This is a genomic window from Colwellia sp. KU-HH00111, from assembly GCF_040362745.1.
GTDB lineage: Bacteria > Pseudomonadota > Gammaproteobacteria > Enterobacterales > Alteromonadaceae > Colwellia.
Map to the genome: position 1 here is coordinate 332,800 of NZ_BAABWO010000004.1, position 13,068 is coordinate 345,867.

The following is a 13,068-nucleotide window of genomic DNA, read 5'->3' on the forward strand; positions in this document are numbered from 1 at the left end:
TTTTGTTTTCTAATTGTTGCCAATATCCTCACAAAATTGTTGCTGTAAAACCTCTAAAAGGTATCTAATTTTGGGGTTGGCAATCCGATAATAAATAGTTTGTGACTCGCGTCTGGTTGTGACGATTTCACTTTCGCGTAATTTTGCTAAATGTTGAGACAGTGCTGATTGTGATAAGTCCACTTGTTCATTTAAGTCGCCAACAGTTAGTTCACCCGTAGCGATGCTACACAAAATCATCAACCGATAAGGGTTCGCCAGTTGTTTTAAAATAGTCGCAACTTGTTGAGCATTTTCTAATAATTTTGTTTGATCTGAAGCCATCTTAAAGCCAGTTTTTGTTATTTAATTTTATTTGATTCTACTATTGTACTTTAATTTAGTAAAGGCTAATATAATGTAAATAAGAAAAATATAAATTAGTATATGCTAATATTGTGTTCTTAAGTAAGTTTTAATATTATGAGGAGAAAACTATGACAGTAAATGAAGCACTTCGTTTGATTGCAGGCGCTATGATTTTGGTTTCGCTAGTTCTTACCCAGTTTCATTCACCAAACTGGATGTGGTTAACGGCTTTTATAGGTGTGAACTTATTACAATCGTCATTAACAAAATGGTGTTTAATGATGACAATTTTGAAAAAATTAGGTTTAAAAGACAGTAGTGCGCAATGCCGTTAGTTGTTTGCTAACACTAATTTATTAAGGAGTAACTATGTTAAAAACAATCCCTGAAGTGATAGCTCAGGCGAGACAATCACTCAACACAATTTCTGCTATAGATGCGGTTGAAAAATGTAAGCATAAAAATGGTATTATGATTGATGTTAGAGAGCCTGAAGAGTTTGCACAAAAGTCTGGCAGCAATACAATTAACATTCCGCGTGGTTTACTTGAGATGACTATGTTACAAAAATATCCAGATGAAAATTTGGCTATTTTTATTCATTGTGCCACAGGGGCAAGAGCAACCTTTGCTGCAGAGCAATTAAAACGAGTTGGCTACCAAAATGTCTGGGTAATAACCAGCATGATTGATGATGTTTGCTGTGTGTGTTAATAAATAGTAGTGATATCATTAAATACAGTACAGTATTATCAATAGAGTACCAGTTATGAATTTACCATTAAGGGTTGATTACTATAGTGATATTTTATGCGTTTGGGCATGGATTGCGCAACGTCGAATTGATGAGTTAAACACACAACTTGGTGATCAAATAGCACTCAAATATCATTATCTTGATGTGTTTGGTGATGCAACCAACAAAATACCTACACAATGGCGAGATCGTGATGGTTTTCAGGGTTTTGCTCAGCATGTGCAAGAATCAGCAGCAAGCTATCAAGATGCCCCTGTCAATACAGATATCTGGTCTAAAACCCGTCCAACGTCTTCTGCTAACCCTCATTTAGTGTTAAAAGCAATTGAATTAGCCTATTCAAGCCAGCATAGTACAGATTTAGCATTAAAATTTAGACAAGCATTTTTTATTGAAGCTATAGATATTAGCCATTTAGACACATTATTAACTATTACCCAAACCATGGGTTTAGACCGTCAAAGGATAACTGAAGCCATTAGTGACGGTAGTGCGATGGCAAGTTTAATGCAAAATTATCAGCAGGCAAGGTCCCTCGGGTTAAAAGGAAGCCCGACGTATATTATCGATAATGGGCGGCAGATACTGTATGGTAATGTTGGTTATCGAGTGCTATTGGCTAATATCGAAGAGCAGCTTCGCCAACCAGCGGATGAAGCTAGTTGGTGTTAAGTTTTTTTTATCAAACCCAGCTTGGTACGTTATCAGCATTGATCACTGCTTCATAACTTGGGCGCTGACGAATGATGGCAAACTCATTCTCTTTGACCATCACCTCGGGAGCTAGCATGCGTGTATTGTAGGTTGATGACATTACCGCGCCGTATGCACCACAGCTCATAATGGCAATAAGATCACCAGATTTGGACTCTTTCACGGTTCGTGCTTTAGCAAATGTATCACCTGTTTCGCAAACTGGACCGACAACATCATAGGTTTTAAGTTCTGTGCTTGAGTTATCTACGGCGAGGATTTCATGATAAGCATCGTACATACTCGGTCGAACTAAATCATTCATACCAACATCAAGTATCAAAAATTGTCGTTCTTCTCCGGTTTTTACAAAAACAACACTAGAAACTAAGACCCCTGCATTGCCTAATAATGAGCGCCCCGGCTCGATAACAATTTTACAACCTAAATGGCTTAATTGTGCTTGCGCCACATCTGCATAAGCTTGTTTGCTTGGAATGGATTCATCGAGATAAGTGATACCTAGCCCGCCACCTATATCTACAACACTGATATCATGACCGTCCGATCTAAGCTCAACGATTAATTGGGCAATACGCTGATAAGCTTCTTGAAATGGTGCAAGCTCGGTCAGTTGTGAACCAATATGTACATCAACCCCTTGCACTTTAATATTAGGTAATGATGCGGCTTGCTTATATGCAAGTCGAGCTTTACTAATAGGCACACCAAATTTGTTTTCAGATTTTCCTGTTGAAATTTTAGCATGTGTGTTAGCGCAGACGTCAGGGTTAATTCTAATAGCAATAGCAGCCACTTTATCTAATCGCTTTGCAACCTGACTAATTAGCTCAAGTTCTGGCTCTGATTCAACATTGAATTGAAAAATGCCTTCATTTAATGCGTATTCAATTTCAACTTCTGCTTTGGCGACACCAGAATACACTATTTTTTCCGCTGGAATACCAGCGGCACGGGCGCGTAAGATTTCTCCCATAGACACCACATCAGCACCTGACCCTATTTTGGCTAGGGTAGAGAGCACAGCTTGATTACCATTGGCTTTAACAGCATAGCAAATTAGCGTGTCTTGCGATGAAAAAGCGTGCTCATAGGCTTGAAAGTTCTGTCGAATGGCGGTATTTGAATAACAATAAAAAGGCGTACCAACATGGTGGGCAATATTACTTAAGTCAACCTTTTCAGCAAACATTTTATTATTTACATAAGGGAAATGCTTTTGTGTGCTCATGTGATTATCTTTAATAAGGTCGTTTTCATGGAAAACGAGTAAAAACTTGGTTCACATTATTACTTATTCAGAATATTACAGCTAATACTTTATTAAACTTAATGATAACCCAAGATAGTAAGCTCATTCTGCATTTTGAAGTAGCTTGGCTATAAACTTTTGACTGTCAGCGCTGTTTTTCAAGGCAGTTATGGCATCAAAATTTAAGGTGGTTTTAATATGGCGATCAAAGTAATCGCTCAGTTCGAGCGAGCTAGCCTTATTTGTCAAAAAAACCTTATCGTTGTGAGCACTAACGTCAAAACAAAGCGATATTTATTGTTCACGCAGAGAATGTCATTGTTATAGTAAAAAGTGCAACCATAATGGGAGAGTTACAATGCTAATAAGTGTGCTTACTACAATAGAGCCGGCGACTGTCTGTTGATGTTTTTGATGGTTTGCTGCGATCAAATATGCATTTACGCCTGTAGGGCAAGCACTTAACATCACTAAAACAGTGACAACAAAGGATTCAAGCTCGAAAATATAACGACTAGCAACGAATACTAGGCTTGGCAGCAAGATTAATTTTACTAAGCAGGAGATACTGATAAAAGAGAGTTCTTGGCGAACCTGGTAAAAAGCAAGTGATGCACCCAAAATATAAAGTGCTAAAGCAATAGCAGGTTTTGCAATTAGCACTAAGCCCGCTTGCAATGAATCGGGCAAGGTCACTCCTAACACATTGACACCTAAACCTAACAAGATACTAATAATGAGTGGATTATTAAGAGTTTGCTTTGTGAAACTGAAATAGTTAAATGGAATTGCATTATGTTTAGATGTTGATTTAGCGCAGATGCTACTTGTTATTGCAAAAAGTAGCGCGCTATGAAAAGTAACAATGAGAAAAATAACACCAATCACCTGTTCTCCTAAAGCGGCTAATAATAATGGCAAACCCACAATGATATTATTAGAGTAACTAGCACCTAACGCAAACACTGCCGAAGCAGCACTATTTTGTATAGCACTGGTGCCGTCTTTATAACATTGGTCACTTTTATAAAAAAAATAATTAATGAGGTAAGCAATAAAATAACAGATTAATACTGGACAATAAAAAGCAGCAAATAATTCAAGGCTTACTTGCTCGCTGAATTCAGCTTTAGCCATTTGGTAAAACAAGAAAGCAGGAATACTGACTGAAAAGGTAAATTTACTTAATGCGTCGAGTTGCTCTCTGGTGAGCCATCGGCTCTTTGTACAAATAAAGCCAAGTAAAGCCACCAGTATTAAAGGAGAAATTATTGAAAATATGTTCATTTGGCTAGTTTGATTGATGTTGACGAGAGTCGTTACTGATAACTTTGCTCCAAATAGCTTTCAATAATTAGCCGAGCAGACTCAGCATCAATGTTATCTTTTTTTAAATTTTTAAAGCCCCCGCGGGAAAATAACTGTGCTTTGGCATCTGCGGTGGTTAAACGTTCATCTTGAAATTCAACTTTTATACCAAAACGGCCAGCAATTCGATTGCCAAATTTTCTTGCATCCTTAGTCAGTTGTTGTTCACTACCATCCATATTAAGTGGTAAACCAATTATAATGAAATCAGGTTGCCATTCTTCTAAATAACGAGCAAGCGTGTCCCAATGAGGTATGCCATCGTTTGCTTTGATTGAGCCAAGCGGAGAAGCATTGCCAGTGACTTCTTGCCCGACAGCAACGCCGATAAATTTTTTTCCAAAATCAAAGCCTATGATAGTGCGTTGACCAACTGGTGTGTTTTTATTTGCCATGACAATTGTCTCGATATTGTTTACGCATGCCCAACATCCGAAGATAAATGGGCGATATCGATACCGAGTTTTTCAGTTGCTTTTTGCCAACGTTGCTCGATGGGGGTGTTAAATAGAATATCGCTGTCAGCATCAATGGTTAACCATGAATTTGCCTTTAATTCGGCTTCTAGTTGGCCGGGCCCCCAGCCTGCATAGCCAAGTGTGACCATAAATTGTTTAGGGGCATTTTCAGTACCCAGTGCCATTAAAATATCTTTTGAGGTGGTGATCATAATATCCTCACTCAAGGCTAGTGAGCTTTTCCAACCGGCTTGTGTGCGATGTAAAACAAAGCCACGATTTTGAGCTATTGGGCCACCTGATAATACTAATTGTTCTAAACTATTATCGCGATAGAACTTTTCTACTATCATATCCGTATCGCTAGGTTGCATCGTGTTTGAGTGCTCGAGGTGTTGCTCTGTGTCATCATCGCCCGGTTGTTCACTCGCCATATGTGTGGATTCTTCTTTATCGTTGTCTTCTATTTGCTTCAACAAGTCATGCAATGTGATGTTGACCGGCATGTTAATTATCAGGCCCATAGCGCCATCGTCATTATGCTCACAGATATAAGTGACAGTTTTATTAAAATAATCATCGCCTAGTGAAGGCATAGCAATTAAAAATTGGTTCTCTAAACTTTGCATTTATGTACCTTATATTGACGGTTACTGTCTGATATTTTCTTCTATGGCATCCATTAACTTACCACTGATATTAATTGGGTAAGCGGCTTCGATTTCACGTATGCAAGTAGGGCTCGTTACGTTAATCTCTGTTACTTTATCGCCAATAATATCCAAACCAACAAAGTATAAGCCACGTTTCTTTAACTCAGGGGCAATGGTATCAGCAATTAGCTTGTCACTTGGACTCAATGGCCGTGCTTCACCTCGACCTCCTGCCGCTAAGTTACCGCGTGTTTCTCCAGTTGCCGGAATGCGAGCTAAACAATAGGGCATGGGTTCGCCGTTGACAATGAGAATTCGTTTATCACCATCAACTATTTCCGGCATGTAAGCTTGTACCATGGCATATTGTTGGCCAAGGTTAGTTAGTGTTTCTATAATAACGCCAACATTGGCATCATGTTCCTTGATGCGAAATATAGAAGAGCCTCCCATGCCATCGAGCGGCTTAATAATAATATCTTTTAGTTCTTGATGAAAAGCACGAATTTGCGCATCGTTTCTGGTGACTAAAGTACGTGGCGTGAGATCGGCAAACCAAGCAGTAAATAACTTTTCATTACAATCACGGAGACTTTGTGGTTTGTTAACGATCAGCGTTCCTTCAACTTCAGCCCGTTCAAGTATATAAGTAGCATAAATATACTCGGTATCAAACGGAGGATCTTTTCGCATTAAAATGGCATCGAGTTCATGCAACGCAATATCTTGTTGATCTGATAGTTCATACCAATGTTTAGTATCATCAAATACCGATAACTTTTGGGTACTAGCACGTGCTTGACCTCGATCAAGATACAAATCTTTCATTTCCATGTAATAGATTTCATAGCCTCGCTTTTGGGCTTCAAACATCATTGCCATAGAGGAATCTTTAGTTACTTTAACCTGCGATATTGGATCCATCACAATGCCGAGTTTGATTTTTTTAGATGGTGCTGCAGTCATTTTTGTTCCTATCGTTAAATTTTTATCTTCATATTATCTGGCTCGGTAGTTGAATTAAGGCTGTTTCAAATACTAAAAAAACACCGAGATGATTCTTACCACAGGGCTTTGTTTAAAAGCAGATTTAATAACATTGCAATAACGTTATGCTAAGTCGCCAAAGCGACACTGTAATGCCGTGATTGCCGTCAGTGCGGCAGTTTCAGTTCTAAGCACTCTTGGACCCAATAATACCTCTTGAAAATTAGCCTGATTGGCTTGCGCTATTTCTGTCTGACTTAACCCGCCTTCAGGGCCGATGAGCAATCTAACCCGCTGTTGAGCGATTTCTGCAGCCATTGGGAATGTCATAATAGAATGCATAGCTTTTGGGTGTAAGTTTACTTTTAATGCCTCAGTCTCTTGTGCTAACCAGTCTTGAAGCAGCAGAGGCTCTGTTACTTCAGGTACGATACAACGGCCACTTTGTTCACAAGCACTAATGACAATTTTTTGCCATTGTTCACGTTTTTTGACCAAACGATCTCCAGACAATTTTACACCGCAACGTTCGGTAAATAAGGGGGTAATTTTGTTTACCCCAAGTTCAACTGATTTTTGCAAGGTATAGTCCATGCGATCTCCGCGTGAAATTCCTTGCCCCAAATGAATATTTAGCGGTGATTCATTTGCTACCTGTGTTTTATTTATTATCTCAACACTGGCTTGTTTCTTTTTAACATCAACTAACCTAGCAGTGTATTGGTAAGGGCTATTACCATTGAACAGAGTAACAATATCGCCTTCAACTAAACGTAACACCCTAATGATATGACCAAAAGCATCATCAGATAATTTCATGGTTTCATTTATAATCAAGTCACTATTTTGGTAAATCCGTGTTTTAGACATGTTTTTATTTATAAGCTAAGTGTTTGTTGTCAATACTTAGAAGATAAGGGTAGAAGTGGCAAAAAACAATGTTAGCAGAAAACTAATTGGTTGTGATTAGGATAAAAAAACCAGCAACCTAATAGATAAGTGCTGGTTATATACGAATTGTCTTAACGTTTGCACCTATAAGGTGCTATTAAAGCGTAGGGTTTAGATGCCAGCAGCTTTACGTAATTCGTCAGCTTTGTCTGTTTTTTCCCAACTAAATGCGGTGAAAGTATCGTCACCTACCGTCATTTCAAAAGGGTCACGACCAAAGTGACCATAAGCTGCCGTTTGTTGGTACATCGGGTGGAGTAAATCTAACATTTTGGTTATGCCAAATGGGCGTAAATCAAAATGCTCACGCACCAGCTCGACTAATCGAGCTTCGCTTACCTTACCCGTGCCAAACGTATCAATAGAGATTGAAGTTGGTTCAGCTACACCTATTGCGTATGAAACTTGAATTTCACAACGATCAGCAATACCAGCAGCGACAATGTTTTTAGCAACATAACGACCGGCATAAGCAGCACTACGATCAACTTTCGATGGATCTTTGCCCGAGAATGCGCCACCGCCATGCCTAGCCATACCACCATAGGTATCAACAATGATTTTTCTGCCGGTTAATCCACAATCACCTACAGGACCACCAATGACAAAACGACCGGTAGGATTTATAAAGTATTTAGTTTCTTTTGTTAAAAGCGCTTCTGGTAACACATGCTTAATAATGTTTTCCATTACCGCATTAACAAGATCATCTTGCTTTATATCAGGGTTATGTTGAGTTGAAAGTACCACTGTATCTATGGCTACGGGTTTATCATTTTCATAAACAAAGGTAACTTGTGATTTGGCGTCAGGTCGTAACCACGGAAGTACACCTGATTTTCGTGCTTCAGCTTGGCGCTCAACTAAGCGGTGGGCGTAATATAGTGGTGCAGGCATTAAGGTTTCGGTTTCATTAGTCGCATAACCAAACATTAATCCTTGATCGCCAGCCCCTTGATCTTCTGGTTTAGAACGGTCAACACCTTGAGCAATTTCGGGTGATTGCTGGCCAATTAAATTCATAATGCCACAAGTTTCACCATCAAAACCGACATCAGAAGAAGTGTATCCAATATCACTAATAACATTACGTGTAATGGTTTCTAAATCAACCCAAGCGTCAGTACTTACTTCACCAGAAATAATGGCTACACCCGTTTTGACCATGGTTTCACATGCCACACGGGCAAATTTGTCTTTTGCAATAATCGCATCTAAAACCGCATCAGAAATTTGATCGGCAATTTTATCTGGGTGACCTTCAGAAACAGACTCAGAAGTAAAAAAATGTTTAGACATAAATCCTCAGCAATTTGAATTTTAACGTTAAATATCTGCTTTTATAACAATGATTTATTTAAAAAATCAGCGGTAAAATATCAAAAATTGACATTAGTACAATAGCAATAAGCAGATTCTACTCTGATATGTAATACTTTTCTAGCATTTTTACGCCTAGACGTCTAAATGGCTTGAGTATCTACAACCCAGAGTCATAATAGTAAAATCAAACGTGGTGGCAGGTAAAAATCGAATCTTACGACTCCACTACTTATGTTTAGGGAAAATCTGATTTCTACCCGCATCTTTTGCTTGGTATAAGTATTTATCCGCACTATTGATTACATTATCAATATTTTTACTCCTATCCAGTTGCTCTATGCCCATACTGACGGTGATGCTGACTTCTTCTCCTTCAATAGGTACAGCAAACTCATGAATGTTTTCTTGAATTTTTTCAGCTATAATATTGGCATTTTCAGCTGTTGTTTGAGGTAAAATAAATAAAAACTCTTCACCGCCCCATCGGGCGACGCAATCTTGCTCTCTAATGCTGTGTTTAAATAGCTTAGCGAGCTCAACTAACACTGTATCACCAGCATTATGCCCGTAATGATCATTGATCTTTTTGAAAAAATCTATGTCACATAAAATTACCGATAAGGGCTCTTTGTTTCGTTTCATTCTTACTTGTTCTCGCTTTAAAATATTCAGAGCGTCACGGCGGTTTGATAGTTGGGTTAACGGGTCAAGGTTGGCAAGTTGTCGGTATTTTTTACTTAACTCGACAGTGTGTAAATACGACTTCTCACGGGAGTACTCATATAAGGCCGATAAGAAAGTGACAGTTAAAAAAGAATATATTAATCGTAATTTAAATTCTATGCTATACACCGCATGATCCATTATCTCTATTGGAAAAAACATGATTAGGGAGATAATAATAAGAAACCCTGCGATATCAATCAGACCACGCTTCAATCCATGTATAAACACAGACACAGGTGCAACCATAAAAATCCATAAGGGGCCAGTATTTTCAACGCCTCCTGAATAAACAAGATAAAACATTAACAGGTATAGAGAATACAGAATAATTGCAGCGCTTAAAGCAGAATTATTTAACCGAGTAAAAGCAAAATAACCAAGAAAATAGACAAAACTCGCCACGAATAGAATAGAAGCTAACATTGTATGTTCATTGAACAACTCAATAATTCCCATTACCAACGTAATAAACATACCCACCAATGAAAAAAGGTGGATTACGTTAGGTTGAACAAACTCTGTATCATCTTGGTTTTTGAGTGCAAATTGTTTTTTCAAAATTATAACCTTGTTGCTGAGATGTTACTTAGTACAAAACAATCGGAACAATCAAACTAATATAAAGTTGAGTTGTTTGGGTAATACTTTAAGTATAGCCTCTAAGTGTAAACCCTTAGCATATATAAGTGCAATTACGTATTTATAACCTAGTTTTTAGTGGGTAGAGTGAAGCTAGCGATGAGCCAAGTTAGTTTCTATTACAAGTATAGAGTGTTAGGTAACCTAACTAAGTGCCATCTTCTTTCTCCAATAATAATTAATAAACCGGAGAGTATCTGTGTCACTATCAATAAAGCAAAAATTCATTTTAGTCGTTATTGTTGCAACAATTGGATTCGTATTTCAGGGTGTTATAGCATTTAGCGCGTTAAATCAATTAAATGAAACTTCGGCCAAAGTTGCCAAAACACAAAGTGTTGCGCGCATAATTGGCGACTCACAAATAGGGGCTTTTTCACTTTCTTTAAGGCGAACAAAACTGGCTTACCAGCAAATCGATTCATTTGAACAAGCTTTGCAAGAATTCGCTGAAACTCAACAACAAGCCTTAAAACGTATTGAAAATTCATCAGACTCAGAACAATTGAAGCAATATGTTAACCAGCTAGCCTATTTGCTCAACCAATATAATGAAGAAATGATTGTCTGGATTAATATAAAGCGCAAGCTTGGTGTTGATGAAAATTCGGGTTTATTAGCACAATTAAATAAAAGTGCGCAATTAGCGGTAGCGCAAGTGTCTGGTTTTGCCCAAATGGAACAACAAATGCGACGGGTAATGTACATTGAAAAAGAGCACTTTACGAATAACTCACTTACTGATCAGGCAGGATTCAAAGCTGCAATTGAAGTACTTAACGCGTTAGTAACGGAGTTAGATTTTTCTGAAATGTTACCAGCGATAGATAATTATAAAGCAAACTTTAATCATGCTTTTGAACAGCATCTCTTGATGCAAAAACAAGAAATCATGTTGATGAAACTGTTGCCTGCGCTCGAACATGAGGCACAAGTAGCGAGTGAATTTATAGTAGAGCAAATTTTGCCAGAATCGATCGCCACCTCAAATATGGCTACATTTAATGCACGTTTGATCCAACTTATTTCCGCCGTTGTCACTGCTTCAGTGATAATCATACTATTAATATGGACAGGCCGAAGCATCAATAGAGGGCTAATAGAAACAATTAAGGTACTTGGGAGAATTTCATCAGGAGATTTTTCCTACGTCATCACGCGTTTTTCAAATAAACATGATGAGTTTGCGCAGTTAATCGAGTCGGTGAATAACATGGCAAAAAACTTACAACACCTAGTTAAACAAACGGATAATGCTAGTCAGGAAATGACAAATATTGCCACTGATTTGTCGAATTCTACAGTATTGCTAGCAAAAAATAATGAAGAAATTACCGAGCAAACCACACAATTAGCATCAGCATCAGAGCAAATGAGTGTTACAGCGAATGAAGTGGCACGCACGACAAACGAATTACATCGTGCTGCTTCAGAAACATCACAGGCCGGTAATCAGGGCGCACAGCTAATGCACCAAACTGAAGAAGCCATTAACCAAGTTTTGAAAGTCGTGAATGAAGCCACTGACATTGTTCAAGCGCTTGGGGATAGTGCTAAGGACATTGGCAATGTTGTTGATGTTATAGATGAAGTTGCGGCGCAAACAAATTTGTTGGCACTTAATGCTGCGATTGAAGCAGCAAGAGCGGGCGAAGCGGGGAGAGGGTTTGCTGTTGTTGCTGATGAAGTAAGAACCTTAGCCTCTAAAACAGTATTAGCAACGACTAAGATTACAGATACAGTAGTTGCCATTCAAAAGTTAAGTCAAAGTGCAAGTAATATCATGAGTCAAGGACAACAAGCGGTTTTGCATGGTGTAGAACAAGGCATCAAAGCGAGAGGGGTGATTGATAGCTTAAAAGCGAATACCGAAAAAGCCAGTGATCACACTGCAATGATCGCGGCCGCTATTGATCAAATGAGCACAACAATATCTGATACAACTAAAAGCTTAGAGCAAGTAGCAATTGAAGTTTGTAGTAGTAAAGAAACAGCAGAAGTAATTGCTGATAGTGCAGGGATCGCATCTAATAAGGCAGAAGATCTTAAAAGGTTAACCGGTAAGTTTACTTATTGATAGATAAATCAACAAAGCTAAGTAGCCGTATTAAATGCTAAAATTCACTATTATCAGTTTTAAGATTAAGCTAGAGAATATAAGCGAAGGTTCTTTCAATATGGGCACTAAACTTTAGTCCTGAACACTGTGCATTGTTTAAGGTTAGCGCGGAAGTGTCGTGTTTATAGATTGGTAGTCATGATAGATTATTAAGAAAGGTTCTTCCAAGGTGCCGCAGTAGACCGTAGTCCGGTACATCGTGTGCTTTCTTGAGGATAGCGCGGAAGTGTCGTGTTTATAGATTGATAGTCATGATGTATTATTAATAAAGGTTCTTCCAAGGTGCCGCAGTAGACCGTAGTCCTGAACACCGTGTGTTCAGGGCGGAAGTATCATTTTAACCGTAGGCTTCCCGATACGAGCCGGGCTTGCACAATAGCTAATAGTCAACATCCTAAGGTAAAACTTATCGGCTCAGGGACATAGTTACATACAAACACCCCAGAAGAACTATGATTATAGCGTAAAACTTTAGGCAGTAATAAGTTTTTTTAACTGGTTTGATTTGTTTGCTTAATAAATAACTACTTCTATACTTAGCCTGCCCAAACAAGATACATAATGAGCAATAATGATGATTATTGCTCATTATGTCTGTATTTCAACCGAACAAATAAAAGTTTTAAAATAAGTGTTGACCTTACCAATAAAATCTCTACAATGCGCTCCAGTTCCAAGGAGGTGAGGCAAAAAGCTCAATCAACTGGCTGTTTTGATAAGTTATCTACATTCATTTAATGACTATTAGCTAACTTAACGTTTTAAAATGAAGC

13 protein-coding genes and 1 other RNA gene are annotated in these 13,068 nt (G+C 38.3%); 4 read left to right on the top strand and 10 right to left on the bottom strand.

Going from position 1 to position 13,068, the window contains the following annotated elements; genetic code table 11:
- Positions 1–9: 9 nt before the first annotated feature.
- Positions 10–324, bottom strand: coding sequence for an ArsR/SmtB family transcription factor (locus ABXG98_RS10155; protein ID WP_353538559.1), 315 nt, complete (start codon positions 322–324; stop codon positions 10–12).
- Positions 325–476: 152 nt separating this feature from the next.
- Here ABXG98_RS10155 and ABXG98_RS10160 point away from each other — a divergent pair, with 152 nt between their 5' ends.
- Genes ABXG98_RS10160 through ABXG98_RS10170 form a run of 3 tightly spaced genes read left to right on the top strand, consistent with a single transcriptional unit; the run spans position 477 to position 1,777 of the window.
- The gene (locus ABXG98_RS10160; RefSeq protein ID WP_353538560.1) at positions 477–683 is read left to right on the top strand and encodes a YgaP family membrane protein; all 207 of its coding nucleotides are present in this window, start codon (positions 477–479) and stop codon (positions 681–683) included.
- A gap of 34 nt (positions 684–717) precedes the next feature.
- Entirely contained in the window at positions 718–1,062 is a 345-nt protein-coding gene (locus tag ABXG98_RS10165; RefSeq protein ID WP_353538561.1) for a rhodanese-like domain-containing protein, read from the top strand.
- Positions 1,063–1,117: 55 nt separating this feature from the next.
- Positions 1,118–1,777: a DsbA family oxidoreductase gene (locus tag ABXG98_RS10170; protein ID WP_353538562.1), complete on the top strand. Its 660-nt coding sequence runs from the start codon at positions 1,118–1,120 to the stop codon at positions 1,775–1,777.
- 10 nt (positions 1,778–1,787) lie between these two features.
- On the opposite strand, the gene lysA is transcribed toward ABXG98_RS10170, so the two are convergent.
- The 8 genes from lysA to ABXG98_RS10210 all read right to left on the bottom strand — a co-directional run bounded on the left by lysA (position 1,788) and on the right by ABXG98_RS10210 (position 10,095).
- Positions 1,788–3,050: a diaminopimelate decarboxylase gene (lysA, locus tag ABXG98_RS10175; RefSeq protein ID WP_353538563.1), complete on the bottom strand. Its 1,263-nt coding sequence runs from the start codon at positions 3,048–3,050 to the stop codon at positions 1,788–1,790.
- A gap of 342 nt (positions 3,051–3,392) precedes the next feature.
- Entirely contained in the window at positions 3,393–4,358 is a 966-nt protein-coding gene (locus ABXG98_RS10180; protein ID WP_353538564.1) for an AEC family transporter, read from the bottom strand.
- 32 nt (positions 4,359–4,390) lie between these two features.
- Positions 4,391–4,834 (bottom strand): Holliday junction resolvase RuvX, encoded by a 444-nt coding sequence (gene ruvX / locus ABXG98_RS10185; RefSeq protein WP_353538565.1) that lies wholly within the window; start codon positions 4,832–4,834, stop codon positions 4,391–4,393.
- Positions 4,835–4,854: 20 nt separating this feature from the next.
- Positions 4,855–5,526, bottom strand: coding sequence for a YqgE/AlgH family protein (locus ABXG98_RS10190; protein ID WP_353538566.1), 672 nt, complete (start codon positions 5,524–5,526; stop codon positions 4,855–4,857).
- A gap of 21 nt (positions 5,527–5,547) precedes the next feature.
- Positions 5,548–6,516, bottom strand: coding sequence for a glutathione synthase (gshB, locus tag ABXG98_RS10195; protein WP_353538567.1), 969 nt, complete (start codon positions 6,514–6,516; stop codon positions 5,548–5,550).
- 144 nt (positions 6,517–6,660) lie between these two features.
- Positions 6,661–7,407: a 16S rRNA (uracil(1498)-N(3))-methyltransferase gene (gene rsmE, locus ABXG98_RS10200; protein WP_353538568.1), complete on the bottom strand. Its 747-nt coding sequence runs from the start codon at positions 7,405–7,407 to the stop codon at positions 6,661–6,663.
- Positions 7,408–7,599: 192 nt separating this feature from the next.
- The gene (metK, locus tag ABXG98_RS10205) at positions 7,600–8,787 is read right to left on the bottom strand and encodes a methionine adenosyltransferase (protein ID WP_353538569.1); all 1,188 of its coding nucleotides are present in this window, start codon (positions 8,785–8,787) and stop codon (positions 7,600–7,602) included.
- 249 nt (positions 8,788–9,036) lie between these two features.
- Positions 9,037–10,095 (bottom strand): GGDEF domain-containing protein, encoded by a 1,059-nt coding sequence (locus ABXG98_RS10210; RefSeq protein WP_353538570.1) that lies wholly within the window; start codon positions 10,093–10,095, stop codon positions 9,037–9,039.
- Positions 10,096–10,375: 280 nt separating this feature from the next.
- Between ABXG98_RS10210 and ABXG98_RS10215 the strand changes: the two genes are divergently transcribed.
- Positions 10,376–12,253: a methyl-accepting chemotaxis protein gene (locus ABXG98_RS10215; RefSeq protein WP_353538571.1), complete on the top strand. Its 1,878-nt coding sequence runs from the start codon at positions 10,376–10,378 to the stop codon at positions 12,251–12,253.
- 312 nt (positions 12,254–12,565) lie between these two features.
- Here ABXG98_RS10215 and ssrS read toward each other — a convergent pair.
- A non-coding RNA gene (gene ssrS, locus ABXG98_RS10220) (6S RNA) lies at positions 12,566–12,746 on the bottom strand.
- Between the last annotated feature and the right edge of the window lie 322 nt (positions 12,747–13,068).

Excerpts from the sequence above, each read along its gene's own strand:
- metK (WP_353538569.1), bottom strand. The coding sequence starts at position 8,787 with ATGTCTAAACATTTTTTTACTTCTGAGTCTGTTTCTGAAGGTCACCCA.
- ABXG98_RS10165 (WP_353538561.1), top strand. The coding sequence starts at position 718 with ATGTTAAAAACAATCCCTGAAGTGATAGCTCAGGCGAGACAATCACTC.
- ABXG98_RS10170 (WP_353538562.1), top strand. The coding sequence starts at position 1,118 with ATGAATTTACCATTAAGGGTTGATTACTATAGTGATATTTTATGCGTT.
- ABXG98_RS10190 (WP_353538566.1), bottom strand. The coding sequence starts at position 5,526 with ATGCAAAGTTTAGAGAACCAATTTTTAATTGCTATGCCTTCACTAGGC.
- ABXG98_RS10160 (WP_353538560.1), top strand. The coding sequence starts at position 477 with ATGACAGTAAATGAAGCACTTCGTTTGATTGCAGGCGCTATGATTTTG.
- ruvX (WP_353538565.1), bottom strand. The coding sequence starts at position 4,834 with ATGGCAAATAAAAACACACCAGTTGGTCAACGCACTATCATAGGCTTT.
- gshB (WP_353538567.1), bottom strand. The coding sequence starts at position 6,516 with ATGACTGCAGCACCATCTAAAAAAATCAAACTCGGCATTGTGATGGAT.
- ABXG98_RS10155 (WP_353538559.1), bottom strand. The coding sequence starts at position 324 with ATGGCTTCAGATCAAACAAAATTATTAGAAAATGCTCAACAAGTTGCG.
- rsmE (WP_353538568.1), bottom strand. The coding sequence starts at position 7,407 with ATGTCTAAAACACGGATTTACCAAAATAGTGACTTGATTATAAATGAA.
- ABXG98_RS10180 (WP_353538564.1), bottom strand. The coding sequence starts at position 4,358 with ATGAACATATTTTCAATAATTTCTCCTTTAATACTGGTGGCTTTACTT.
- lysA (WP_353538563.1), bottom strand. The coding sequence starts at position 3,050 with ATGAGCACACAAAAGCATTTCCCTTATGTAAATAATAAAATGTTTGCT.